At 51.1% G+C, this 23,813-nt stretch carries 24 protein-coding genes and 1 riboswitch; of the genes, 17 read left to right on the forward strand and 7 right to left on the reverse strand.

Annotated elements, in window-relative coordinates:
* Positions 1 to 5: 5 nt before the first annotated feature.
* The 9 genes from ACFQNG_RS12545 to ACFQNG_RS12585 all read left to right on the forward strand — a co-directional run bounded on the left by ACFQNG_RS12545 (position 6) and on the right by ACFQNG_RS12585 (position 10,263).
* Positions 6 to 839 carry a hypothetical protein gene (locus tag ACFQNG_RS12545; protein WP_379865466.1) on the forward strand — a complete coding sequence of 278 codons (834 nt, stop codon included), beginning with the start codon at positions 6 to 8 and terminating at the stop codon, positions 837 to 839.
* A gap of 141 nt (positions 840 to 980) precedes the next feature.
* Positions 981 to 1,844: a Cof-type HAD-IIB family hydrolase gene (locus tag ACFQNG_RS12550; RefSeq protein ID WP_379865467.1), complete on the forward strand. Its 864-nt coding sequence runs from the start codon at positions 981 to 983 to the stop codon at positions 1,842 to 1,844.
* Between the two features lie 70 nt (positions 1,845 to 1,914).
* Entirely contained in the window at positions 1,915 to 3,246 is a 1,332-nt protein-coding gene (locus tag ACFQNG_RS12555) for a hemolysin family protein (protein WP_379865470.1), read from the forward strand.
* Positions 3,247 to 3,936: 690 nt separating this feature from the next.
* Complete coding sequence (pdhA, locus tag ACFQNG_RS12560; RefSeq protein ID WP_379865471.1) at positions 3,937 to 5,040, forward strand: pyruvate dehydrogenase (acetyl-transferring) E1 component subunit alpha; 1,104 nt, start codon at positions 3,937 to 3,939, stop codon at positions 5,038 to 5,040.
* A gap of 3 nt (positions 5,041 to 5,043) precedes the next feature.
* Positions 5,044 to 6,024, forward strand: coding sequence for an alpha-ketoacid dehydrogenase subunit beta (locus ACFQNG_RS12565; RefSeq protein WP_379865472.1), 981 nt, complete (start codon positions 5,044 to 5,046; stop codon positions 6,022 to 6,024).
* Positions 6,025 to 6,187: 163 nt separating this feature from the next.
* Positions 6,188 to 7,474 (forward strand): dihydrolipoamide acetyltransferase family protein, encoded by a 1,287-nt coding sequence (locus ACFQNG_RS12570; RefSeq protein ID WP_379865473.1) that lies wholly within the window; start codon positions 6,188 to 6,190, stop codon positions 7,472 to 7,474.
* A 1-nt stretch (position 7,475) separates the two neighbouring features.
* Positions 7,476 to 8,897 carry a dihydrolipoyl dehydrogenase gene (lpdA, locus tag ACFQNG_RS12575; RefSeq protein ID WP_379865474.1) on the forward strand — a complete coding sequence of 474 codons (1,422 nt, stop codon included), beginning with the start codon at positions 7,476 to 7,478 and terminating at the stop codon, positions 8,895 to 8,897.
* Between the two features lie 477 nt (positions 8,898 to 9,374).
* A complete protein-coding gene (locus ACFQNG_RS12580) occupies positions 9,375 to 9,851 on the forward strand; it encodes a hypothetical protein (RefSeq protein ID WP_379865475.1) in 477 nt (158 codons plus the stop codon).
* 19 nt (positions 9,852 to 9,870) lie between these two features.
* A complete protein-coding gene (locus ACFQNG_RS12585; RefSeq protein WP_379865515.1) occupies positions 9,871 to 10,263 on the forward strand; it encodes an acyl-CoA thioesterase in 393 nt (130 codons plus the stop codon).
* Positions 10,264 to 10,295: 32 nt separating this feature from the next.
* Here ACFQNG_RS12585 and ACFQNG_RS12590 read toward each other — a convergent pair whose 3' ends face one another.
* Entirely contained in the window at positions 10,296 to 10,529 is a 234-nt protein-coding gene (locus ACFQNG_RS12590; protein WP_379865476.1) for a DUF1128 domain-containing protein, read from the reverse strand.
* A 144-nt stretch (positions 10,530 to 10,673) separates the two neighbouring features.
* On the opposite strand from ACFQNG_RS12590, the gene ACFQNG_RS12595 reads away from it, so the two are divergent.
* Complete coding sequence (locus ACFQNG_RS12595) at positions 10,674 to 11,078, forward strand: DUF309 domain-containing protein (RefSeq protein ID WP_379865477.1); 405 nt, start codon at positions 10,674 to 10,676, stop codon at positions 11,076 to 11,078.
* A 99-nt stretch (positions 11,079 to 11,177) separates the two neighbouring features.
* On the opposite strand, the gene ACFQNG_RS12600 is transcribed toward ACFQNG_RS12595, so the two are convergent.
* Together ACFQNG_RS12600 and ACFQNG_RS12605 are read right to left on the reverse strand one after the other, a co-directional pair.
* Positions 11,178 to 11,768, reverse strand: a complete 591-nt coding sequence (locus ACFQNG_RS12600; RefSeq protein ID WP_379865478.1) for a YdcF family protein — start codon at positions 11,766 to 11,768, stop codon at positions 11,178 to 11,180.
* A gap of 95 nt (positions 11,769 to 11,863) precedes the next feature.
* On the reverse strand, positions 11,864 to 12,175 hold the full coding sequence (locus ACFQNG_RS12605) for a hypothetical protein (RefSeq protein WP_379865479.1): 312 nt from the start codon (positions 12,173 to 12,175) through the stop codon (positions 11,864 to 11,866).
* 141 nt (positions 12,176 to 12,316) lie between these two features.
* Here ACFQNG_RS12605 and ACFQNG_RS12610 point away from each other — a divergent pair, with 141 nt between their 5' ends.
* The 3 genes from ACFQNG_RS12610 to thpR all read left to right on the forward strand — a co-directional run bounded on the left by ACFQNG_RS12610 (position 12,317) and on the right by thpR (position 14,450).
* Positions 12,317 to 13,183: an SDR family oxidoreductase gene (locus ACFQNG_RS12610; protein ID WP_379865480.1), complete on the forward strand. Its 867-nt coding sequence runs from the start codon at positions 12,317 to 12,319 to the stop codon at positions 13,181 to 13,183.
* 83 nt (positions 13,184 to 13,266) lie between these two features.
* A complete protein-coding gene (gene tpx / locus ACFQNG_RS12615) occupies positions 13,267 to 13,788 on the forward strand; it encodes a thiol peroxidase (RefSeq protein WP_379865481.1) in 522 nt (173 codons plus the stop codon).
* Positions 13,789 to 13,856: 68 nt separating this feature from the next.
* Positions 13,857 to 14,450 carry an RNA 2',3'-cyclic phosphodiesterase gene (gene thpR / locus ACFQNG_RS12620; protein WP_379865482.1) on the forward strand — a complete coding sequence of 198 codons (594 nt, stop codon included), beginning with the start codon at positions 13,857 to 13,859 and terminating at the stop codon, positions 14,448 to 14,450.
* A 286-nt stretch (positions 14,451 to 14,736) separates the two neighbouring features.
* On the opposite strand, the gene thiC is transcribed toward thpR, so the two are convergent.
* Positions 14,737 to 16,485 carry a phosphomethylpyrimidine synthase ThiC gene (gene thiC, locus ACFQNG_RS12625; RefSeq protein ID WP_379865483.1) on the reverse strand — a complete coding sequence of 583 codons (1,749 nt, stop codon included), beginning with the start codon at positions 16,483 to 16,485 and terminating at the stop codon, positions 14,737 to 14,739.
* A 303-nt stretch (positions 16,486 to 16,788) separates the two neighbouring features.
* Positions 16,789 to 16,902: riboswitch (TPP riboswitch) on the reverse strand.
* A gap of 372 nt (positions 16,903 to 17,274) precedes the next feature.
* On the opposite strand from thiC, the gene ACFQNG_RS12630 reads away from it, so the two are divergent.
* The gene (locus tag ACFQNG_RS12630) at positions 17,275 to 17,955 is read left to right on the forward strand and encodes an ATP-binding cassette domain-containing protein (protein ID WP_379865485.1); all 681 of its coding nucleotides are present in this window, start codon (positions 17,275 to 17,277) and stop codon (positions 17,953 to 17,955) included.
* A gap of 15 nt (positions 17,956 to 17,970) precedes the next feature.
* Positions 17,971 to 18,456: a GNAT family N-acetyltransferase gene (locus ACFQNG_RS12635; RefSeq protein WP_379865487.1), complete on the forward strand. Its 486-nt coding sequence runs from the start codon at positions 17,971 to 17,973 to the stop codon at positions 18,454 to 18,456.
* 56 nt (positions 18,457 to 18,512) lie between these two features.
* On the opposite strand, the gene ACFQNG_RS12640 is transcribed toward ACFQNG_RS12635, so the two are convergent.
* The 3 genes from ACFQNG_RS12640 to acnA form a co-directional block, all read right to left on the reverse strand.
* The gene (locus tag ACFQNG_RS12640; RefSeq protein ID WP_379865489.1) at positions 18,513 to 19,187 is read right to left on the reverse strand and encodes a site-2 protease family protein; all 675 of its coding nucleotides are present in this window, start codon (positions 19,185 to 19,187) and stop codon (positions 18,513 to 18,515) included.
* A gap of 67 nt (positions 19,188 to 19,254) precedes the next feature.
* On the reverse strand, positions 19,255 to 19,617 hold the full coding sequence (locus ACFQNG_RS12645; RefSeq protein ID WP_379865490.1) for a VOC family protein: 363 nt from the start codon (positions 19,615 to 19,617) through the stop codon (positions 19,255 to 19,257).
* 2 nt (positions 19,618 to 19,619) lie between these two features.
* Positions 19,620 to 22,343 (reverse strand): aconitate hydratase AcnA, encoded by a 2,724-nt coding sequence (gene acnA / locus ACFQNG_RS12650; RefSeq protein ID WP_379865492.1) that lies wholly within the window; start codon positions 22,341 to 22,343, stop codon positions 19,620 to 19,622.
* Between the two features lie 247 nt (positions 22,344 to 22,590).
* On the opposite strand from acnA, the gene ACFQNG_RS12655 reads away from it, so the two are divergent.
* Together ACFQNG_RS12655 and ACFQNG_RS12660 are read left to right on the forward strand one after the other, a co-directional pair.
* Entirely contained in the window at positions 22,591 to 23,340 is a 750-nt protein-coding gene (locus tag ACFQNG_RS12655; protein ID WP_379865495.1) for an IclR family transcriptional regulator, read from the forward strand.
* A gap of 84 nt (positions 23,341 to 23,424) precedes the next feature.
* Positions 23,425 to 23,778, forward strand: a complete 354-nt coding sequence (locus ACFQNG_RS12660; protein WP_379865496.1) for a hypothetical protein — start codon at positions 23,425 to 23,427, stop codon at positions 23,776 to 23,778.
* Positions 23,779 to 23,813: the final 35 nt, after the last annotated feature.

Genomic DNA, 23,813 nt, shown 5'->3' on the forward strand with positions numbered 1-23,813 from the left:
AAAACATGAATAAAGGTTGGGCAGTGACTGCCGTTTTGGTGTTGACCCTGGGGCTGGCCGGATGCAAACTGCAGGCAGGCCGACCACAATCTGGAGATTTGACGGAACCGCAAAGGAACGCCGTCTTAAGCGTCTTGCAGAAAACAGCGGAAGCGGAACATGAGCGGACGGTTCGTTACCGGGTGAATAGTGATGCGATGATCCAATTGCACATGCATGAGGAGAAAGAAGAGATACACACCATCTACACGGGACAAGTGTCCTTGAATCGCAAGGATCGCCTGATCCATATGACAGGGGAGATCAAAAGTCCCCCCGCTTCGGAAGAACAGACCTTGGAAGTTTATTCGGTATCGGGGAAAATGGTGGCTAAGTTTGGCGATGAGCCGTGGCAAGTTGTGGGAAAGTCCCCCTTCCCCGGATTATTGGAAGATCCGGCACACTTGTCCAGGTTGATTGATTGGATGAAACAAGGAAAAAATAAAGAGGCGGTGTCGGGGTTGGCCTGGCAAGACCAAGCGAAGGAAATAGTTGTCACCATCGACCACCTGAAAGGGCCGTTCGACGATCAGCTTCGCCGCGAATTAAGCCAGACGTTGGGGCAAACCGATTTTCTGTCCCCTGAGCTGGAACGCACGTTGGCCCAACAAGGGATGCGGACATTCAAACAGGTGATTGTCATTGATAAACATGCGTTAACCATAAAGGAAGTGAAGCAGGAGTTGGACATTTCGCTCGGGGATGCCATGGTGGCCAGGCAAACGCTTGTGTTGACGAGAACGGATGCAACGCGGGAAACCATACCCATTCCGGATGAAGTGGGGCAGAGTTTGAATTGACACCCCACATGTTTGAAACGATGGGTTTTCAGCCAGCAATGGTTAAAAAGTTGAGAGATCCACTCATGTAGAGGTTTTTGTTTGATTTTTATTAAACTAGGGAATGAAAAATTTGTTATAGATAATAGAGGAGTGGATGAGATGGTTAAGCTGATCGCCATTGACATGGATGGAACCCTGTTGAATCATGAAGGGCAAGTAAGCACGGCGAACCTGCAAGCGATAGAGATGGCGCAAGCCAAAGGTGTGGTGGTGGCCATTGCGACGGGCCGCTCGCATCATGGTGCGCGCAAGGTATTGGATGAAATCGGTTTTGGCGGGCCGCTCATTTACTTAAATGGATCCTGCACCCAATTGCCGTCCGGTGAATTGGTCGAAGAGATCTTTTTGCCGCGCGCCAAGATCGACGAGTTGATGCCGCTCTTCAAAGAAGGCGGCACTTATTATGAGTTTTACACGCGGGACGGCATCTACCGCAACCGTGACGGCATCGAGATTATCAAGAAGGAAATGGAAGAGATTGAAGATGCGAATCCCTTGATCCATCGCTGGTTGGAGAGCTTTACGGAACGCAGGCAGCATCGGATTGAAGATCGGGTGGAAGGCAGGTATGCGGAGGATATCTTGGCCGATCCCTCCATTGGGATTTACAAATCGATGGTTCTGTCGACCGACCTGCACAAGTTGAAACGGATCAGGGCACGGGTGGAGGCGCAGGCAGATGTGGCCGTGGCTTCATCTTCCACTTATAACTTTGAAGTGAATCATCCGGAAGCCCAAAAAGGGATCGCGGTCAAAAAGCTGGCGAATCGCTTGGACATCCCCATGGAAGAGGTCATGGTCATCGGTGACAACCAGAATGATTTATCCATGATGAGAATGGCCGGTATTTCTGTGGCGATGGGCAACGCGGAGGACGAGATTAAAGAGGCGTGCCGTTTCGTCACGAAAACCAATGAGGAGGATGGCGTGGCATTTGCGATACAGAAGTTTGTGGGGGAATGAACATGGTTTAAAAAAGGTGATATAATACAAAGAAAAATGATCTTGCCATTCTTTTGGGAGGAGAACTTGATTGGAAGACGTGATAGAACCGCTTCTTATGTTGTCTTTGGTAGTGTTTTTTGTATTGCTCAACGGATTTTTTGTCGCGGCTGAATTTGCCATCGTCAAAGTGCGTTCGACGCGGATCGCCCAGATGGAAGACCGGCGTGGCCGGGTTGCGCAAAAAATCCTGGCAAATCTGGATGCCTATCTGTCGGCGACGCAATTGGGGATTACCCTTGCTTCACTGGCATTGGGATGGATCGGGGAACCGGCGATCGTCAAATTGATTTCTCCGCTTTTCGCCTATTTGGGCATGCCCGAGTGGATGATTCATGTGGTCGCGGTCGTTATTGCTTTTACTCTCATCACTTTTTTGCATATCGTTTTGGGTGAAATGGCGCCCAAGTCGTGGGCCATCCGTCAGGCGGAAGCCGTTACTTTATGGACGGCCACGCCGCTCAACTGGTTTTACCTCATATTTCGCCCCTTTATTTATTTCTTGAACAGTTCAGCCAACTTATGCTTGCGGTGGTTTGGTGTCGAATTCAATGAAACTCACCAGGCGCATACTGAAGAGGAAATTCGCATGCTGATCGCGCAAAGCCATAAGAGTGGAGTCATTGACCAGACCGAATTGACTCTGTTCGATAATGTGTTTGATTTTACAGAACGGGTCGCCCGGGAAGTCATGGTGCCTCGCGTGAAAATGGTCTGTCTCTATGAAAGCCAATCATTTGCCGAAAATCTTGAACAGATCAAGGCGACGCCGCATACGCGTTTCCCGTTATGCGGTCGGGATAAGGATGATATCAAGGGGATTGTGCATATCCGTGATGTGTATCAGCGGATGACGGAGGGAGAAGAACCCGATCTTCAGAAGCTGGCTCGACCGGTGACGGTTGTGCCGGAAACGATGGAAGTGAAGGATATCTTGCGCCAATTGCAAAAAAATCGCGCCGGGATGGCGATTGTCGTCGATGAATATGGGGGGACGGCTGGGCTCTTGACTACCGAAGACATCATTGAGGAGATTTTTGGTGAGATTCAAGACGAATTTGATAATGAACGGCCACATATTATGCAAGCGGGACAAAATACGTCGATTGATGCCGGACTACTGATTGATGATGTGAACGAATTGCTTCATATTCAAATTGAAGATCAGGATAATGATACAATCGGCGGCTGGTTATTCTCGGAGTTGGAGAAAGTGCCGAAAGTGGGCGATAAGGTCGCTTTTGAAAATTGGCTGTTTACCGTGGAAGAAATGGACCAATTGCGCATCTCCCGAATTTTGGTGTCGCCGATGACGCAAGAGAATCGACCATCTGAAGAGAAGTTGTTGCCGACCTCTTCCTAGGGGAAAACGGGAACCCGAAATCGGGTTCCTGTTTTTTTATATGTAGTAAAATAATAAACTCAGGAACGGGTTCCTGAGTTCGTTTTGGGGAATAGTGGAAAGAACGGTGCTGTTTGGATACGCTCTATTATTCTTCGTGTTAACTGCTTGGAGGATCTGCTTCAAAATGCAATCTCATTCAATGTCACCTCTTTTGTAGTGAAATGCTTCCATTTTTCCTTTGTGATGTAATTGTACTTCAAACCGAAACAAATTTTCAATATAATTAGTAAATAAATATTTTTGAACAGCTAATTATTTTTCAACGTTTTCCCTCGTGAAAGAGCACATAGACTGGATTCTGAGTATTCCCGCTTTATTTTTTCTATGTTTATGTGAAAATAGCGAAGCGGTTTAAGAAAGAATAAAAGAGCAGGGATTCCATCCCGTTTGGTAAATTTATTCATGGGAGCAAAGGAAAAACCGGACGTATCATGATTTAAAAGTTTAATGTGCATCTTAAAGAAAAGAGGTTGATTGACAAATTATTTTGGAGTTGTATTATTGAATAAAGGGCGTTTGTTTCAACAGGAGAAATTGAATAATATCAATTGGTTTTAGGAGTAATTCCAATCCTGTACTAAAACAGATAGCAGTTATAGTTATAACAGTGAAACGCTTTCACTGAGACTTATAAAATGAGGTGATACCATGGCGAAAACCAAACAACGCAATGTGTTTGGAAATGCTGAAGTTCGGTTACAACCGATTGAGCCGTTTGCCGTTCTGTCAGTGGAAGGTAAAGTGGTGAATAAAGATGCAATGCCCAAGTTAAGCGATGAGCAACTGCGGGAATTGATGAGACGTATGGTGTTTACCCGCGTCTGGGATCAACGCGCGGTCAACCTCGCCCGCCAAGGCCGTTTGGGTTTCTACGCACCGGTATCTGGTCAAGAAGCAACCATGATCGGCAGTGAGTTCGCCCTCAACAAAGATGATTTTATCCTGCCAGGCTACCGTGACATTCCTCAATTGTATTGGCATGGTTACCCCATGTACCAAGCTTTCCTATGGTCCAAAGGTCACATCCACGGTGGACAAATCCCTGAAGATGTACATGTATTGATGCCGCAAATCATCATCGGCGCGCAATATGTGCAAACCGCCGGTGTGGCGATGGCGTTCAAGCAACGCGGTGAGAAGCGGGTGGCAATCACCTTCACGGGTGATGGAGGCAGCTCCCAAGGGGACTTCTATGAAGCGATGAACTTTGCGGGCGTTTATAACTTGCCAGCGATTTTCGTTGTCCAAAACAATGGTTATGCGATTTCCACCCCATTCAAAAAGCAAACGATGGCCGGTTCCATCGCGCAAAAAGGGGTAGCCGCTGGAATCCGCAGCATCCAAGTGGATGGATTCGACGTATTGGCTGTATACCAAGCTGTGGCTGACTCCGCAGAGCGTGCTCGCAACGGTGAAGGCCCAACCTTGATCGAAGCGATCAACTACCGCCTTGGCCCACACTCCATGTCCGGCGATGATCCAACTCGTTACCGTGCTAAAGATGAACCGTCGCAATACGATGAAAAAGAGCCGTTGGTTCGCTTCCGCCGTTACCTTGAATCCAAAGGCCTGTGGACGGAAGAAGACGAAAACAAGACGATTGAAGAAGCGAAACAAGTTGTGACAGATGCGATCAAGAAAGCTGAGTCTTATGAGAAGATGACGATCGGTCAATTGATCGACGCAATGTACGAAGTTACTCCTCCGCATCTGGAAAAACAGAAAGCTGAGTTCATGAAGGAGGGTAAATAAGCCATGCCACAAATGACAATGGTGAAAGCAATTAATGATGCCATGCGTGTGGAACTTCAACGTGATCCGAACGTTATGGTGTTTGGTGAAGACGTAGGTACCAACGGTGGTGTTTTCCGGGCGACTGACGGCTTGCAAAAAGAATTCGGTGAACATCGCGTGATGGACACCCCGTTGGCTGAGTCCGGCATTGGCGGATTGGCTGTCGGTTTGGCAGTGCAAGGCTTCCGTCCGGTTGCTGAGATCCAGTTTATCGGTTTCACGCCAGAAGCATTTGACTCCATCGCTGTTCAAGCCCCGCGGATGCGTTACCGTTCTGGCGGACGTTACTCGGCGCCTATCGTATTCCGCACCCCATTCGGTGCAGGAGTAAAAGCGCCGGAGTTGCATGCTGACAGCTTGGAAGCATGGTTGACCAAAACACCAGGGATCAAAGTGGTTTGCCCATCCAACCCATACGATGCCAAAGGCTTGTTGATCTCGGCGATCCGCGATAACGATCCTGTCTTCTTCATGGAACACTTGAAGCTGTACTTCGCATTGAAAGGTGAAGTGCCTGAAGGTGAATATACCGTGCCAATCGGTAAAGCCAACGTCGTGCGTGAAGGTTCCGATGTCACTATCATCACTTACGGTGCGATGGTTCACACCGCGGTGAAAGCGGCAGAGTTAGCGGAAAAAGAGCGCGGTGCGAAGGTAGAGGTCATCGATCTGCGCACCCTGAGCCCACTGGACACTGAAACGATCGTCAGCTCGGTTGAGAAAACCGGCCGTGCGATTGTCGTGCAAGAGGCGCCATACTCCGCCGGTGTGGCAGCAGACGTAATTGCGCTGATTAACGAGCATGCCATTCTCAAACTGGAAGCCCCAGTCAAACGCGTTACCCCACCAGATACCCATCTGGCATATCAGTTGATCGAAGAAGTGTGGGTTCCGGATGCCGCACGCATCGTAAAAGCGGTCAACGAAGTGCTCGACTTCTAATGGATTTGGACGGCCCGTCTGTGTACTGCTGCGATTAGCGATAGTACATAGAATCAAGCGGTGACGGAGCTTACCACAGGTTAGCGTGGTGGGTCACCGCCTTCTTTTTCATTGCAGGATTCAACAAAAATAGGAAGCTTAAGTCAGATAGGAGGTTGCTCTCGTGGCATACGAATTTCAATTGCCCGATGTTGGTGAAGGGATCCACGAAGGTGAGATCGTAAAGCTTCACGTGAAAGAGGGAGACAGAATCGAAGAATTCGACGTATTTGCTGAGGTACAAACCGATAAAGCGGTTGTGGAAATCACTTCCCCCGTTACTGGTACGGTTCGCGAACTGAAAGTGAAGGAAGGGGAAATCGCCCTCGTTCACTCCACCATCGCCCTGATCGATGTGGAAGGCGCGGAACCGGCTCCGGCAAACGAAGAGGCCCCCAAAGCGGAAGCGGCGAAACAGGAGGAGGCCAAAGCGGAACCAGCCCAAGCGGAACCGGCGAAAACCGAAGCGCCCGCTAAACGCGGCAATGTATCGGCGATGCCTTCTGTACGCAAATTGGCACGCGAATTGGGTGTGGATATCACCCAAGTGCAAGGTTCCGGCAAACATGGGCGCATCCTGGCCGAAGATGTGAAAAACTTTGCGTCTGGCGGCCAACAAGCGGAAGCTCCGGCAGTGGAAGCGGAAGCGCCAGCGGCAAAAGCGGCGGCGGCACCTGCTGCGCCAAAAACGGCCATCGAAACGGTGGGCACCGAAGAACGCATCCCGCTTCGCGGCATCCGTCGCACCATCGCAACCCGCATGGTGGAGAGCAAACATACCGCTCCACATGTGCATATCATGGACGAGTTCGATGTAACCGAATTGGTGGAGTTGCGCAACTGGGGTAAAAGCATCGCACAAGAGCGCAACATCAAATTGACTTACCTGCCGTTTATCATGAAGGCGGTAGTTGCGGCACTCCGCGAGTTCCCAACCATGAACGCTTCCATCGATGATGAAAAGCAAGAGATCGTGATCAAGCATTATTACCACATCGGAATGGCCGCGGCGACAGACAACGGTTTGTTGGTTCCGGTCATCAAGGATGCGGATCGCAAATCCGTGTTTGACTTGGCGGAAGAGACGGCTGATAAAGCAACTCGCGCACGCAACATGAAACTGGAGCCAAGCGAAATGAAAGGGAGCACGTTCACCATTTCCAGCTTGGGTAACCTTGGCGGCCAATTATTCACCCCAATTATCAACTACCCGGAAGTGGCGATCCTTGGTGTGGGTGCGATCAAAGAAAAACCAGTGGTGCACAACGGGGAAATCGCGGTTCGTCCGCAGATGCACGTTTCCTTAGGTTTCGACCACCGTCTGATCGATGGAGATGTTGCGGCTAGATTCTTAAGCCGTTTGAAACAGCTCTTAGAAAATCCAAAACTCTTGATGATGGAGATGAGATAAGATGGTAGTAGGTGATTTGGCACAAGAAGTAGATGTTCTCGTCATCGGTGCGGGCCCAGGCGGATATGTGGCGGCCATCCGCGCCGCCCAATTGGGGCGTTCCGTGGCGATTGTCGACAAAGATGCGTTGGGCGGAGTTTGTTTGAACCGCGGCTGTATTCCCTCCAAAGCGATCATTTCCGCATCGGAGCGTTATGTGGGGATCAAAGAAGCGGGGGACATGGGAATTGAAGTTTCTGGTGATGTGAATGTCAACATGCCGAAACTGATTGAATGGAAAAACAGTGTGGTCAAAAAGCTGACGGGCGGGGTAAAAAGCCTGCTGAAAGGCAACGGAGTGGAAATCATCAGCGGAGAAGCTTACTTCAGCGGCCCCAATTCCTTGCGTGTGGTCAATGAGGATTCCAGCCAAACCTATAAGTTCAATGATGTGATCATCGCGACGGGATCCCGTCCGGCTGAGCTGAAAATCTTGCCTTTTGACGGCAAACGCATCCTCTCCTCTACCGAAGCGCTCAACCTGCAAGAAGTGCCAAAACGCTTCATTGTGGTGGGCGGCGGTTATATCGGGTTGGAGCTGGGTACCGCTTATGCCAAGCTGGGTGCAGAAGTAACCATCCTGGAGGGAACCAAGTCCCTGTTGCCCGGAACGGAAGAGGCCCTGACCAAAATGGTTACCCGCAAGCTGAAAAAGCTGGGCGTCACCGTGATCACCGAAGCGATGGTGCAAGGTGGCGAAAACACGGGGGATGAAGTGGTTGTGCGCGCGACCGTGAATGGGGAAGAGAAATCTTTCACCGCCGATTACTGTCTGGTTGCGGTGGGACGCAAACCCAACACGGATGAACTTGGACTGGAGTATGCGGGTGTGGAGTTGGATGAGCGCGGCTTTATCAAGATCGACAAACAATGCCGCACAAACGTGGAACACATCTATGCGATCGGTGACTGTGCGGGTGGCGCGCTCTTGGCGCATAAGGCCAGCTACGAAGCGAAAATAGCGGCCGAAGTGATGTGCGGCATGAACAGCGTCATCGATTATCAAGCCATGCCATTTGTCATCTTCAGTGATCCGGAGATCGCTTATACGGGTCTTACCGAAGCGCAAGCGAAAGAAGAAGGCTATGATCCGGTGGTCAGCCGCTTTGCCTTCCAAGCGAACGGCCGCGCATTGTCGATGAACCATGCCGATGGTTTTGTGCAAATCGTGGCTGATAAAGAAACCAAGCAAGTGTTGGGTGTACAAATCGTCGGTCCGGAAGCATCCACCTTGATTGGCGAAGCCGTATTCGCGGTGGAAATGGGTGCCAATGCCGAAGATATCGCACTCACCATCCATGCCCACCCAACCCTGCCGGAGACGATTATGGAAGCGGCGGAAGGCGTGTTGGGCCATGCAATTCATATGGTGAACAAGAAGTGAATGGTCCGTCAGTCCCTGGGGGAAACCTTGGGGACTTTTTTTGATCCACATTTGACGAAAATTTAAAAATAGTCGACCACCCCTCTAATTGGAAAGATTTTCAGCTATAATAAGGAAAGGCATTGACAATTAACCACGATTCTTTCCGCATTCTTGCAAGAAAAAAGTCCTGCCAGGCCATCTTCCGTACAAGGAGTTGTGAAAGCGCATTGATTGGAAAAGCAGGAAATCATCATAGATTAGACAGCAGCAGCAAGGTGTTCCGCCTTGGCTCTTTTGTAGTGTCAGTTTGATATGCCGAAACGCTAACACTGGCCTTTCGTTGTCATTGGGAAACCGATTTTTGTCTTGTCATTTTCACTAATTCAGGGCGGGATAGTGTGTAATCATTTATGTTGTTATATATTTTTATCTTATTTTGGACGGTTTTCATAGAGAGACAATAGGGTATCGGTCTTATTATGGGGGGCATTCTTAATGAAAATGAGGGAATTGATTCCATCTTTGAAAAAGTTGAATATCCAGGTGCAATCGATCAGCTCTGTGGAATTGAAACCTGACCAAATCCATACCGTTTTTCATATCATCAATGAAATCGTGGATCATCAACCGGAGACGGATTTTTTGCTGCGCGAGGAATGGTCGCGTTATCAAGAAAGTTTTTTGAAGCAACGGCTTATAAGCAACTGGCACAAGATTCGACCCGCTGTCTACCTGGAGCGGCTGTCAGTGCAAGACGCGTTTGCGGAGCTGGCCCCCTTGTTTGCGGCCTGTTTTAAAGAAGAGTATCATGAAGTGGGATTGGATATGAACATTTTTACTTTGCGGGCATTCCTGTGGAATCAAGAGCACTTAACGGCCAAGATGAATTTGCACCGCGACCGGCAGGCTTGGGGCGAGTTGATTGACTTGGTGGATGCCATTGAGCAGGCCGGATATGGCTGGGACGAGTGAGGAAAGCGAGGCATACCGGATGAAAACAGCGATTCAAATCGAAGTTCGGCCAACGGAGATTGATGTGATGGGGCATGTCAACAATGCCAAATACTTGGAGTATATGGAATGGAGCCGGGAGGATTGGTATAACCGCGTCGGTTTGCCGTTTGACGTGTTTACAGAGATGAATGTTGGCACGGTCACCGTCAATATCAACATTAATTACCGAAAAGAGGCGCGATTGGGACAGAAATTGACGATTTCTACCGAGCCGGTCCGCAAAGGTCGCACCAGCTTTGTGCTGAAGCATGAAATTGTGAATGAACAGGAAGAGTTGGTCGCGGATGCGGAAGTGATCAGTTGCACCATCGATTTAAAAGCGCGAAAGGCGGTGCCGCTTCCCGATGAATTGGCGAAGCATTTTACCTAAAAAAGCAGGGGTGGCCCCTGCTTTTTTGGCTTTTACTTACCGCTTTGTTTCAACTCGCGCAACTCATCCAATACGCCTTCGATTTCCATCATGGTGAGCCGGCCTTGTTTCTTTTCGATCATGTGATAAATGTCCAGCAACTCTTCATATTGTTCCAACTTGAAATCATCCGCCGTAATGATTGCGGCGTTCACCACTTTCAGATTTCCTTTGATTTCATTTACAACAAACTCAAGGTTTTCCCGAGTCGGTGTCGCTAAATTCACGTGGTTGTCCATCCTTTCTCTTGTGTGCTTCTTATCTATTCTATCGAAAGCCGGTTTAAAAACATAGGGGGAGTTCATGAGTCGGGTCTCCTGTGGAATGACTCATCCATCATCCAATCATGTGGCGGGAAGGGGGATGGCAGGATGTCGGATTATCCACGGCTGTATATTGATTTTCTCTATTATTTTAACGTAAAGCAAGATTATTATGAGTGCCATGAAGTGCTGGAGGAGTTATGGCTGGAGGAAGGGCGGGAACGGTTTTACCAGGGATTGTTGCAAGTAGCTGTTGGCTTGTATCATCACAAGAACGGAAACCGGGGCGGGGCGGTCAAACTGTGGATGGCCGCGATGGAAAAGTTGGCGCTCTATCCACAGCCTCAGTGGATGGGAATCGATACGGCCAAGGTGTTGGAGGAGACGGAATATAGATTGAGGGCAGTGGAAGCAGGGAGTGACGAAACGTTTGCCCCCATGCGGATCCGGATTGTGGATGGGCGGTTGCGGGATGAAGTGGAGAGGCGGACTGGTTTGGAAAAAGATGAATAATGGTGGTGGACGAGTGGCGATCAAGTCTAAACAAACGACCACCCCATACCCATGGATCATGCGGGTTCCCCTCATTCAGGGAAGAGCCCGCACCAAGGGTCACATCTTCAACACTATTTGCTTTACCAGAGCCAGGCATTCCCGCGCTTTGTGGTATGGGGTGAACAACACAGTCGAATGAACGGGGGCGGCACTGGCGTAAATGCCTGCTTGCCGCGCATAATTGAGCGCGCGGTACATGTGATAGTCATGGGTGACGATGGCGATATTTCCCCATTGCTGTTGTTTGAGGAGTTCGGCGGTATATTTCAAGTTCTCTTTGGTGTTGCTTGATCGGTCTTCCAAGATGAGGTGGTTGGCGTGGACCCCGCGCGCCACCAGATATCGTTTCATCCCTTCGGCTTCGGGGATGCCGTTGTCACCCAAGCCTCCGGAAAGTACGATATAATCGACTCGCTTTTCATTGTACAGGGCAAGGGCGAGGTTTAAGCGCTCTTTGAGGGCGGGGCTGGGTTGTTGGTCCCAAAGCGCGGCCCCCAAAACGATGGCCACATGGTAATGCCCTTTTCGCGGTTCCACATCGTCATAGCGCGAAACGAGGTTCCACAAGGTGAGAAAAGGCATGAACAAGATGAGCAACAGAATCAAGCCGCCGATCATCCACTTATTGGCCAACATTGGTTTAACCACTCCTATTTCTCGTCTATCGGATTATGGGGTTAGTCAAATCAAGGGATGTCCGCCTCTTCCCGTGGACAAACGGGAAATTTTCCCCTCTCTCTATTTCATTCAAATGGACACTGAGACATGAATGAAGGATGGGGATGATAGATGGAAAATTTCCCGTTTTCCCGATTAAGGTCGATCACCAGCCCATCCATCCATTTGGCATCATGGGGCAACCACGCAAATAAGACTCCTTCTATCTCTTTCGTGTGAAAGTCAGATTTTGGTTCCGTAATCTCCAAGGCAAAGGACGGGGTGCTGCATCCGGATGTGAGGGAAATGACCCTAATCGCAAGGGGTGTCTCACTTTGTTCTTGCCAGAGCAGCCACTTGATCTTGGCAAGGGCCAATTCGCTTACTTCGATCTTCATCGCTGGTATCGCTCCTATCTGGGTTTGTCCCTGTCACTATATCACGGATGAAGCAAATTGGAAAACCGGGTCCACCGACAGGCATGTCGGGGGAAAAAGTGGGCAACCTGTTAGATGAAAATGCTTCTAGGAGGGTTTGTGATGCCAAATCAACAACAGAAACAAGTATTCCCCCCACAGACGCAAAATCATCAGCCCGGATGGGAAACGGAGATGAATCCACGTCCGGTATTTGACAAACCGCAGTACCAAGGAAGCGGGAAGCTGGGCGGGAAAGTGGCGATTATCACGGGGGGAGACAGCGGGATTGGCCGTGCAGTCTCTGTTGCGTTTGCCAAAGAAGGGGCCGATGTGGCGATCGTCTATCTCAACGAACACCAAGATGCGGAGGAGACACGGCAAATCGTGGAGGAAGTTGGCCGCAAGTGTTTGCTCTTCGCGGGGGATATCGGCGATGAAGACTTTTGCCGGCAAGTGGTGAATGAAACGGTCAGCCAGTTGGGCCGACTGGATATCTTGGTGAACAACGCGGCGGAACAAACCCCACAGACGTCGATTGAACAGATTACGAATGAACAGTTGGAACGGACATTCCGCACCAACATTTTCTCCTTTTTCTATTTTGCCAAAGCGGCTGTACCCCATATGAAACAGGGAAGCAGCATCATCAACACGACGTCAGTCACCGCCTATAAGGGCAATGAGACCCTTGTTGATTACTCGGCCACCAAAGGGGCGATTGTCACCTTTACCCGCTCGTTGGCCATGCAATTGGCCAAACGAGGAATTCGCGTCAATGGCGTGGCACCAGGTCCCATCTGGACACCCCTGATTCCATCTACCTTTCTGGCGAACCAAGTGGCTACCTTTGGTTCGGATACGCCGCTGGGCCGGCCCGGGCAACCGGTGGAAGTGGCGCCATCCTTCGTCTTCTTGGCTTCCGACGATGCATCGTATATGTCCGGGCAAATTTTGCATCCAAACGGCGGCGAAGTCGTCAACGGGTAACGGATAAATGGGTAAAGGGGATTTTCCTGATCCCTGCCTCATGGTAAGATGGAGACGAGCCAAAATAAAGGAGGCCATTTGTGATGACGATTGAACGCCAAGGAGCAATTACATTTAAAGGCAATCCTGTCACTTTGTTAGGTCCGGAACTGAAAGTGGGAGACAAAGCGCCTGACTTTACGGTTTTGGCCAATGACCTGAGTCCTGTAACGTTGGACAGCAGCAAAGGTTCGGTCCGCATCATCAGTGTGGTTCCATCTGTGGATACCGGTGTTTGTGATATGCAAACACGTCGCTTCAACGAAGAAGCCGCAAAATTGGATGGCGTGAAAGTGCTGACGGTTAGCGTAGACCTGCCCTTTGCCCAAAAGCGTTGGTGTGGCGCGGCAGGCGTGGAAAACCTGCAAACCGTGTCTGACCATCGTGATCTTTCATTCGGCACCGCCTACGGCGTAGCGATTAAAGAACTGCGTCTGTTAGCCCGTGCGGTGTTTGTCATCGATCAAAATGATCAACTGGTGTATGTGGAATACGTGCCGGAAGCGACCAACCACCCCAATTACGAAGCGCCTGTATTGGCAGCCAAACAAGCATTAAACGGGTAATTACATATACGCCCAAAAGCCCAGCTAGTTCCGTAGCTGGGCTTTCTTTCAAACAGGAGGGAAATGAGATGAATCCAGCGACTACCCCACGTTTTTTCGTGGCCGTGCCCATCCCGGCTTCGCACCAAGTGGCATTGGCGACGTGGGCGCGTGAGATGAAGAAAAAGTGGCCGTTTGCCAAATGGGTGCACCAAGCGGATTATCATCTCACACTGCAGTTTCTGGGATTTGCCACATCGGAGCAACGGGTGGGGATCAAGGAGTCCTTGTCCCGACTCATGCAAGAAACCGCTCCGTTTCAGTTGGCCATGAAAGGGATCGGCACCTTTGGCAGGCCGGATCAGCCCCGCATCTTATGGATCGGCGTAACCGGAGAACTGGAACGGTTGCACCAATTGCAATCCCAAGTGGTTGAGCGGCTGAGTCCGCTTGGCTTTCTGCCGGAAGACCGCCCCTATCGCCCGCACATTACGGTTGCCCGCAAATATCGGCAGAGCCGGTTCCCTTACGATCAGCTTGCCGACATCCCGTTATCGCCGGAAATCGAGCGACCTTGGACAGTGGAGCGGGTAGTGCTGTACCAAACCCATATGGGCAAAATTCCCATGTATGAAGCGGTCGATAACTATCCAATTGGAGATAAAAAAGAAGAAACTCTTTGATGGAGTTTCTTCAAGTTTGCTGACAAAGTGCCCCCGGAGTCGATTTTTGAGTCTGCGTTCCATGGTCGCTCTATCGGGAAGTAGCTCTGTCGCCGAAATCCGGCGCGGGCAACAATCACTTTCGTTGTTGCTATCTCTCCGTTGCCCGCTTTCCTCCTTCGTTCGGCACTCCGCTTGATTAATAGCTTCCAGTCACTCCGCTTTCAAAAATCTTCCTCCTCTAGGGTTGTCATTATTCTGGAAGAAACTCTTTGACGGAGTTTCTTCTTTTTATGGATGCCATGATTTACTGATACAAGGAAGAACCTTTTTCTCTGAATTCTTCCGCTTTCTCCTTTAAACCCACTTCCGCCGCTTCGGTTAGGCTTAACCCGTTTTTCTCGGCGTACTCCCGGATATCTTGCGTGATGCGCATGCTGCAGAATTTGGGACCGCACATGGAACAGAAGTGCGCCGTTTTGGCCGGTTCCGCCGGCAGGGTTTCATCGTGATAAGCCTGAGCCCGCACCGGATCGAGCGATAAATTGAATTGGTCGCGCCAACGGAATTCAAACCGCGCTTTCGATAAGGCATCATCCCGTTTCTGAGCACCTGGATGCCCTTTGGCCAGATCGGCGGCATGGGCGGCGATTTTGTAGGCGATGACGCCTTCTTTGACATCGTCTTTGTTGGGCAAACCAAGGTGTTCTTTCGGAGTGACGTAACACAACATGGCGGTTCCGTACCAACCGATCATCGCCGCACCGATGGCCGAAGTGATGTGGTCATATCCCGGCGCGATATCGGTGGTCAATGGGCCCAATGTATAAAAGGGGGATTCCTGGCAGATGTTTTGTTGAATGTCCACGTTTTCTTTGATTTTATGCATCGGTACATGGCCCGGGCCTTCGATCATCACTTGGACATCATACTCCCAAGCAATCTTCGTCAATTCACCCAACGTTTCCAGTTCGGCCATTTGCGCCTCATCATTGGCGTCGTAAATAGAGCCAGGGCGCAAGCCATCCCCAAGAGAAACGGAGATGTCATAGCTGCGCAAAATCTCACAGATGTCACGGAAATGCGTGTATAAGAAGTTTTCTTGGTGATGGGCGAGGCACCATGCGGCCAGAATCGAACCGCCGCGTGACACGATGCCGGTCATCCGGTTGGCCGTGAGCGGAATATAACGCAGTAGTACGCCGGCATGGATGGTGAAGTAATCCACCCCCTGCTCCGCTTGCTCGATTAAGGTGTCGCGGTACATTTCCCAGGTGAGCTTGGTCGGATCGCCCCCCGCCTTTTCCAGCGCCTGATAGATGGGGACGGTACCCACGGGCACGGGGGAATTGCGGATGATCCATTCACGGGTGTTATGAATGTTTTTGCCTGTGGACAAGTCCATAATCGTATCAGCGCCCCACAGGGTGGCCCATGTCATCTTTTCCACTTCCTGCTCAACGGAAGAGGTGACGGCGGAGTTGCCGATATTGGCATTGATCTTGACGTGAAAGTTCTTGCCAATAATCATCGGTTCCGCTTCCGGATGATTGATGTTGCTTGGAATGATCGCTCGGCCACTGGCCACTTCTTGCCGGACGAACTCGGGCGATACGTGCTCGCGAATCGCGATGAATTCCATTTCCGGTGTGATGATGCCTTGCCGGGCGTAATGCATTTGGGTCACGCATTTGCCTGGTTTCGCCCGGAGTGGGCGTGTGTTCGCCTTGGGAAACGCCCGGAAGAGTTCCGCTTTTTCGGCGGAGTGAAATCCGTTGTCGATGGGTTGCACCTCGCGTCCCTCGTATTCTTCCACATCCCCGCGTTCCCAAATCCACTGTTGGCGTAATTTGGGCAAGCCTTGTTCCAGATTGATCGTTGCGTCGGGATCCGTATAAGGCCCGCTGGTGTCATAGATGCGAAGCGGTTCATTGGGGGTTTCACCTTGTGGGTTGGTCGTAGGGGACAAGTGAATCTCCCGCATGGGTACCTGAATATCCGGGCGTGAACCGGTTACATAAACTTTGCGGCTGTTGGGGAAAAAATAGCGTTCCATATCACAACACTCCTTAGGGTTAGTTCGGACGGTCATATGGACAGGAGTCGGGCTTTGGCGCAGGGAACAAATGGGGGGCAATGGTGGAAGGTGCGCTCAATTGGTTGAGTTTCAGCGCATCCAGCTAGCATGAACAAGCCGGACAGGCGGCGCACATAAAAGAAAATGATGGCATATTCGCATAGAAAAAGCCATACGCGCTGGGCGTATGGCTTGAATGGTCAAATGTGAAGGAGCACATCATGGTGGGGGTAAAGCCCGTTGTTAAGCAGTCTTAGCTCACGAATGCTTTCATCCCACTATGAAGCGGTTCCTACCCATCCCTACGCTGGCATTACCCAGATCAGGTTAACCGGTCGGCGGCAGAGTGCTCCGCCCTCTCAGCCTGGCTGACTCCAAGCTCCCGTCTTTCACATATGAGGGTGTCCAAAAATAAATTACCATATAAATAATTTTCTGTCAACGATAAATAGTAATTCCGTTCACCAATTTGTCATATTCTTGCGAAAAAAGCGTATGGGTGCCTGATTTTATCACGTTATACTAAAAATATAAGGCGTTTAGATAGAGGGAAACGCCAGTTTAAATGTTTGAACTTAAAAATACAAAATATTAATTTTATTATAGCATAGAAAGGTTTTTGGAAGGGATGGGTGTATCATGCGGATAGATTGGTCTCATGTCAGAAAATGTTACGAAATGTCTGATTCTCGCTCCCACCCTGCTCGGAACCAAATGAAAAACATCGGGTTACTTGATTTTTCAGCATCGGTCGGAGAAGGAATCACGGTGGTTCTAGGATCGCGCGGGTCAGGCAAGTCCACGTTGTTAAGAGTGACGGCGACGGTGATGGTACCGGATGATGGCAATGTGTTGTATCAACTGAATGGGACAGAAACGGTGGAATGGTCGCGTGGGCAACTGATGGCGTCGGGGATTTCCGGTGTGACGCGGTTAAAAGAGAAAATCAGTTATATCCCCCATATGAAACAGTTGGATCATGACATGACGGTGGAACAATCGTTGATCATGCAAGCGCAGGGCAAACGTGTGCTGCGGCCGCGCAAACGGTCCATGGAATTGCTGACGCGTTGGGGATTGGCGGGGGTGCGGAACACGCCGCTGTACCAACTGCGCGGGGGAGTGCTGAAGCGTTATTTATTGGTACATAGTCTGATTGGCAGGCCGCAGTTATGGATCTTGGATGAGCCGACTGATGGATTGGATCCGTTGGGACGAGCCCTCTTGTGGCAAGAGTTGCGACAAGCGCCCAAAGGACGGGTCACGCTGATCGCCACGGAACGGGACATGGCCTTGGCCGAACTTGCGGATCAATTGATTTTGATGGAATGCGGCCAGTGTCGGCGTCAGGGAAAGAAAAAATGGTTGACGGCGGGTGTGGCCGAAGGAACGGTAAGTGCCTGGTACCGGACGATGCAGACTTTTTCTAATCTGCAAGAACATAAATGAGATGAGGAACGAATCATGGTCCAATTGGAGATGCGGTGGGCGGAGACGGAAGCGGAGCGGCTGTGGCTGGAAGGGCTGTGGCAGCGCGAATGGGGCGGATTGACGATGATCACTCGTGGCAAAAGCACTGCTTTGGCTGACTTGCGGGCGGTGATTGCGTATTTGGATGAGGAGCCAGTGGGGGCCGTCACTTGGCTGGAGAATGAAAAGGATGCGGAACTGATGAGCCTCAATGCGCTTCGGGAAGGCCTTGGCATTGGCAGTGCCTTGTTGGCCAGAGCGGAGCAAGAAGTGAGGGCCACGGGGAAGGAGCGTTTGTTTCTGATCACCACCAATGACAATCTCCACGCGCTCCGTTTTTATCAGCGGCGCGGATATCGCCTTGTGAGGGTTTACCCTGGTGCCGTCGATGCGGCGCGGCTATTGAAACCGTCGATTCCCGTTATCGGGTATGATCAGATTCCCTTGCATGATGAGTTGGAGTTGGCCAAGGAATGGTAATAACCAGCCGAAAAGCGTCCCACCGGAGGGCTCAGCCTTGGTGGGATGCCGGCCGTTTATGCGAATAGCGGTGAAAGGGCATGGCTCATCGCCTCGATTGTCGTGGGGATCGCATAAGTGAACATGGGGCCGAAGACAAACCGGCCGAGCGGGGTGATGGCCAGAAGCAAGAAAACGAAAATCCCCCATTGTTCATATTGGCCCATCTTGGCTCGCGCGCGGCGGGGAGCCAGATCTTCCACGATGCGGTACCCATCGAGTGGCGGAAGTGGATAAAGGTTAAAGAAAAAAAGCAACACATTGACGTGGACAATCTTGCCGAACAAGGAGTCCACAATATAGTTGGCTTGCGCTGATACACCGTCCAACAAGCCGACGTTGTAGGTGGTCATCCAGAGCAAAAGAAACAGAAAAGCGACAATCAGATTGCTGAGCGGGCCGGCAAACGTGACGAGAATGCCGGCCAAGCGCGGACGGCGAAAGTAATGGCGGTTGACCAGGACCGGTTTTGCCCACCCAAATTGGAAGAAGATGAAGAAAAGCGTCCCGAACAGGTCGAGATGGGCGGCTGGATTCAAGGTTAAGCGCCCATCATTCCGGGGAGTGGGGTCGCCGAAGCGGGTCGCCACATAAGCGTGGGAAAATTCATGTACCGTCAACCCGATTAAAATGGCCGTCAGGAGAAAAGGCAATTGATTGAGCGATTGCGAGAAATTGGAAAACAAATGCATTGTTGATCACCTGTCATCATAAATTGCAAGCATGTAAAAAGCAGTGCCATCATAGGCACTGCTTTTATCATAGCATTTGTATCATCTCAACGCGATTCCCAAATGGGTCACGAAACTCAAATCGATCATGCCCCGGGATGGGTACGGAATCGACAAGGGGGATCCCATGGTGCAGATGTTTGCGCCAAGCGGCCAGATCATCGACGAGGTAAGCGAGATGGGCTTTGGTGCGGTTCCGTTCCACGCCCTCTTCGACACCCACATGAACTTCCCTTTCTCCCACCTGAAGCCAGAAGCCACCGCGTCCTTGAAGAGAAGCGGGTTTGGCCAGCTCCGGGAGACCAAGGAGTTCACAGTAAAATTGCCGGGCTTCTTCCTCTTGGCCTTTGGGGACGGTGATCTGGGCATGATGAAGATCGCGGATGTTCATCTTCAAGCTTTCACTGTTTCTTTGTCACCCAAGATTTGACGCAATACCGTTTGCAGGATGCCGCCATTGCGATAGTATTCCACATCGACGACGCTGTCGAGGCGGACGATCACGTCGAACAGGATGGAAGACCCGTCCGGTTTGGTTGCGGTCACGGTTAAGGTTTGGCCAGGGGTGACTTGGTCGTTTAAGCCAGCGATATCGATTTTCTCTTTACCTGTGAGACCGAGGGATTGCCAGCTGGCGCCGTTCGCAAATTGTAGCGGCAGAACGCCCATGCCGACGAGATTGCTGCGGTGAATCCGTTCAAAGCTTTCGGCGATGACCGCTTTCACACCAAGCAAGTTGGTTCCTTTGGCAGCCCAGTCACGGGAAGATCCGGTACCATATTCTTTGCCCGCAATGACCACCAATGGCGTATTGGATTTTTTGTATTCCATCGCCGCTTCGTAGATGGATTGCACTTTTCCGGTTGGCACATGCTCGGTTACGCCACCTTCGGAGCCAGGCACCATTTGGTTGCGGATGCGGATGTTGGCGAAGGTTCCACGGGTCATGATGCGGTCGTTACCGCGGCGGGAACCGTAAGAGTTGAAGTCCTTGACAGATACGCCTTTCTCTTGCAGATAGCGTCCAGCCGGGCTGGTTGGCGCGATGCTGCCCGCCGGGGAGATATGGTCCGTGGTCACGGAATCGCCGAGCAGGGCCAGGATGTTTGCGCCCGTTATCGGTTTGATTTCTTTCACGTCAGGAGACATGTCGACGAAGAATGGCGGCTCTTGAATATAGGTCGAGTCTTCATCCCATTCATACAAGACGCCTTTTGGTGTGGGCAGTTGGTTCCAGCGTTCGTTCGCATCAAACACTTGCGCATATTGTTTGCGGAACTGCTCGGCGCTGATGGCCGCACTCATCACTTGGCTGATTTCATGCGTGCTTGGCCAGATGTCCTTCAAGTAAACGGCTTCTCCCGCTTGGTTGTAACCGATTGGTTCATTTTCAAAGTCGATATTGACCGTTCCGGCGAGCGCGTAGGCCACGACCAATGGAGGTGAAGCCAGATAGTTGGCTTTGACCAATGGATGAATCCGGCCTTCGAAGTTCCGGTTACCGGATAGGACGGAAGCGACGGTCAGGTCGTTTTCTTCGATCGCTTTGCTTACATCATCCGAGAGCGGACCACTGTTGCCGATACAGGTGGCACAGCCGTAGCCCGCCACGGTGAAGCCCAGTTTGGCCAATGGTTCGATTAAGCCAGCTTGGGTGAGGTAGTCGGTCACCACTTTGGAGCCAGGGGTTAAGCTGCTTTTTACGAAAGGTTTCACGCTGAGCCCTTTTTCAATCGCTTTTTTCGCCACCAAACCGGCGCCGACCATCACGGATGGGTTGGAAGTGTTGGTGCAGCTGGTGATGGCCGCGATCACGACGGAACCTTGTTTCAATTCATAAGTGGTGCCATCTTCACGGCTCACTTGAACCGATTTGCCGCACTCTTCCTCGCTTAAGCCGAATCCGCGCTCTTCGATCGGTTTGCGCAACGTGTCATTCCAGGAGTCTTTCATGCGGGACAGTTCGATTCGGTCTTGTGGGCGTTTTGGACCGGACAAGCTTGGGACGACGGTGCTGAGATCCAGTTCAACCGTATCGGTGAAAACAGGGTCCGGCGTTTCATCCGTACGGTACAAGCCTTGCGCTTGGTAATATTCTTTTACCAAGGCAATCAGGTTTTCATCACGGCCCGTGTTGCGCAGGTAGTTCAAGGCCTCATCGTCGACGGGGAAGAAACCGATCGTCGCGCCGTATTCAGGAGCCATGTTGGCGACGGTAGCGCGATCCGCCAAGCTGAGGTTGGACAAACCGGAGCCATAGAACTCGACAAACTTGCCGACAACGCCTTTTTTGCGTAGGATCTCGGTGACGGTGAGCGCCAAGTCGGTTGCGGTGGCGCCGTCTGCCAATTGGCCAGTCAGTTTGAAGCCGATGACTTCCGGAGTGACGAAGTACAGGGGTTGCCCCAACATGCAAGCCTCTGCCTCGATTCCGCCCACACCCCAGCCGACAACGCCCAACCCGTTAATCATGGTTGTGTGGGAATCGGTTCCGACGAGAGAGTCAGGGAAAACTACGGTTTCGCCATCGATTTCACGGGTCGCCGCCACATTTGCCAGGTATTCCAAGTTGACCTGATGCACGATGCCGGTTGCCGGTGGGACGGCACGGAAATTATCCAAGGATTCTGCCGCCCATCTGAGCAGACGATAACGTTCTTCATTGCGTTCAAACTCCAAATTCATGTTGTACTCAAGCGCATCGTTGGTTCCCGCTTTGTCAACCATGACGGAGTGGTCGATCACCAGGTCAACCGGAATAAGCGGATTGATCCGTTCAGGATTGCCACCGACGCGGGCCATGGCGGAACGGAGCGCAGCCAAGTCGACAACGGCGGGAACGCCCGTGAAGTCTTGCAACACGATACGAGCCGGCTTAAACGCGATTTCTTTGTCAGAGCGTTTGTCGGCCCAAGTCGCCAGTTGTTCAATGTGCTCTTTGGTAACCGCTTTGCCGTCATATTGGCGCACGGCCGCTTCCAGCAATACCTTGATGGAGAAAGGCAAACGGGACACGGGCCCAACCCCTTGCTCTTCCAGCCCGTTCAGGCGATAGTAAACATACTCTTGCTCCCCGACTTTCAGTTTGGAGCGAACTTGATATAGATCGTTTGTCATCGTGGAACCTCCTTTTAGCAAGAGAAGTGTGGTTCAGATGTGTTTCATCTGATGAAACCGAGTTCTAAATTCCGTCCTTATTATACAATGGTTTTGAAAAGTTGTATAGCCTTCTTTCTTCAAAAAATAACTACTTCATCATGTAGGTTGTCATCAATTATATGGGGTTGGTTGTATGTATATTTATCATTTTTCGGTATAATGGTTGGAAAACATGTTTCGTACAGTGAAACCGGAGGGGTGAACGGTGAGCGAAGAGAAGAAATCAACCGTCCGTGCAGCAGAAAGGGCTTTGGATATCCTGCTTTGTTTTGTGGATGAGGGAAGTCTTGGCATGATGGAGATCGCTGAGCGTACCGGATTGAATAAAAGCACGGTGTTCCGCCTGCTGGCGACATTGGAGGGCAAAGGGTTTGTGAAACGGGATGCGGAGACGGACAAGTATCAACTGGGGTTTCGCATCTGGGAGTTGGCCACCAGCCTCAATCAGTCGGATGAACCGGCCGTCTTGTTTCTGCCCGAAATGGAGCGGCTGCGCGATGAGTTGGATGAAACGGTCAGCCTCTATCTCCGCATCGGAAAAGAGCGGATTCGCATCCAAGCCGTGGAAAGCAAACAAGCGATTCGCCGCGTTGCGCCGGTCGGAGCGCGGATGCCGCTCTCAGTGGGGGCTTCCAGCAAGGTGTTGATGGCCTATGCCGGCGAGGAGGATGTGCAAGAATTGCTTGCGGACCCCAGTTGGCCGGACAATGTGGATCGAGGGGTATTTCAAGAGCAGTTAAAGCGGATTCGCGAAGATGGGTACGCGATCAGCGTGGAAGAGCGGGAAGCGGGCACGGCGGCGGTGAGTGTGCCCATTTTCTCGCGGCAAGGAAGATTGGTGGCGGCGCTTGCGGTGTCAGGACCTGTTTCCCGCATGAATGTCAAAAAGATGGTGCAGTTTGTGCCCCGATTGAAAGAATCGGCCCAACGCATGGGCAAAATGGTGCGCGCGTAAGGATGGCCCCTTGAATGGCAAGGGGTCTTGCACTGGTGACATTACATAAGAAACAGAAAGAAGATGGAAGGGGAATGCGACAGCATGAAATTGGTGGCATTGGGTTGTTTCCTTGGTTTTGTCTTTACTTTTCTTTTTACCTTGTATCAGTCTCAGTTGGAAAAGTCAAAAGTGGGGACGCTCCCTTCCTTAAGCAAGGCAAAATATCGCAAAATGTATGTCTCTTCCTTTGTGTTCTTGGGCATTTTCATCATCGCTTTGGCTGTCGCCAAAGGGGCGGGCGCGGCGAAGCAAACGCAAACCCATTCTGACCCGGCTGTCCCGACGAATGAAACCATGCCCGTTGATCATGGCGATGATGACAAAGGGGATAAAACGAAAAAAGGAAAGCGCAAGCACCCAAGGTTAACGGATTGGGAGGATGGAGAGGATGACTGACGCGTCTCTTGTGACGAGCGGAGACCGCCGGCGAT

The sequence above is a fragment of the Laceyella putida genome (genome assembly GCF_042665195.1).
GTDB lineage: Bacteria > Bacillota > Bacilli > Thermoactinomycetales > Thermoactinomycetaceae > Laceyella > Laceyella putida.

Bases quoted from the DNA above. Each gene is read 5' to 3' on its own strand.
- ACFQNG_RS12645 (WP_379865490.1), bottom strand. From the start codon at position 19,617: ATGAACATCCGCGATCTTCATCATGCCCAGATCACCGTCCCCAAAGGC.
- thiC (WP_379865483.1), bottom strand. From the start codon at position 16,485: ATGGAACGCTATTTTTTCCCCAACAGCCGCAAAGTTTATGTAACCGGT.
- tpx (WP_379865481.1), top strand. From the start codon at position 13,267: ATGACGATTGAACGCCAAGGAGCAATTACATTTAAAGGCAATCCTGTC.
- ACFQNG_RS12660 (WP_379865496.1), top strand. From the start codon at position 23,425: ATGAAATTGGTGGCATTGGGTTGTTTCCTTGGTTTTGTCTTTACTTTT.
- ACFQNG_RS12595 (WP_379865477.1), top strand. From the start codon at position 10,674: ATGTCGGATTATCCACGGCTGTATATTGATTTTCTCTATTATTTTAAC.
- ACFQNG_RS12585 (WP_379865515.1), top strand. From the start codon at position 9,871: ATGAAAACAGCGATTCAAATCGAAGTTCGGCCAACGGAGATTGATGTG.
- ACFQNG_RS12640 (WP_379865489.1), bottom strand. From the start codon at position 19,187: ATGCATTTGTTTTCCAATTTCTCGCAATCGCTCAATCAATTGCCTTTT.
- lpdA (WP_379865474.1), top strand. From the start codon at position 7,476: ATGGTAGTAGGTGATTTGGCACAAGAAGTAGATGTTCTCGTCATCGGT.
- thpR (WP_379865482.1), top strand. From the start codon at position 13,857: ATGAATCCAGCGACTACCCCACGTTTTTTCGTGGCCGTGCCCATCCCG.
- ACFQNG_RS12605 (WP_379865479.1), bottom strand. From the start codon at position 12,175: ATGAAGATCGAAGTAAGCGAATTGGCCCTTGCCAAGATCAAGTGGCTG.
- ACFQNG_RS12565 (WP_379865472.1), top strand. From the start codon at position 5,044: ATGCCACAAATGACAATGGTGAAAGCAATTAATGATGCCATGCGTGTG.
- ACFQNG_RS12610 (WP_379865480.1), top strand. From the start codon at position 12,317: ATGCCAAATCAACAACAGAAACAAGTATTCCCCCCACAGACGCAAAAT.
- acnA (WP_379865492.1), bottom strand. From the start codon at position 22,343: ATGACAAACGATCTATATCAAGTTCGCTCCAAACTGAAAGTCGGGGAG.
- ACFQNG_RS12550 (WP_379865467.1), top strand. From the start codon at position 981: ATGGTTAAGCTGATCGCCATTGACATGGATGGAACCCTGTTGAATCAT.
- ACFQNG_RS12635 (WP_379865487.1), top strand. From the start codon at position 17,971: ATGGTCCAATTGGAGATGCGGTGGGCGGAGACGGAAGCGGAGCGGCTG.
- ACFQNG_RS12545 (WP_379865466.1), top strand. From the start codon at position 6: ATGAATAAAGGTTGGGCAGTGACTGCCGTTTTGGTGTTGACCCTGGGG.
- pdhA (WP_379865471.1), top strand. From the start codon at position 3,937: ATGGCGAAAACCAAACAACGCAATGTGTTTGGAAATGCTGAAGTTCGG.
- ACFQNG_RS12580 (WP_379865475.1), top strand. From the start codon at position 9,375: ATGAAAATGAGGGAATTGATTCCATCTTTGAAAAAGTTGAATATCCAG.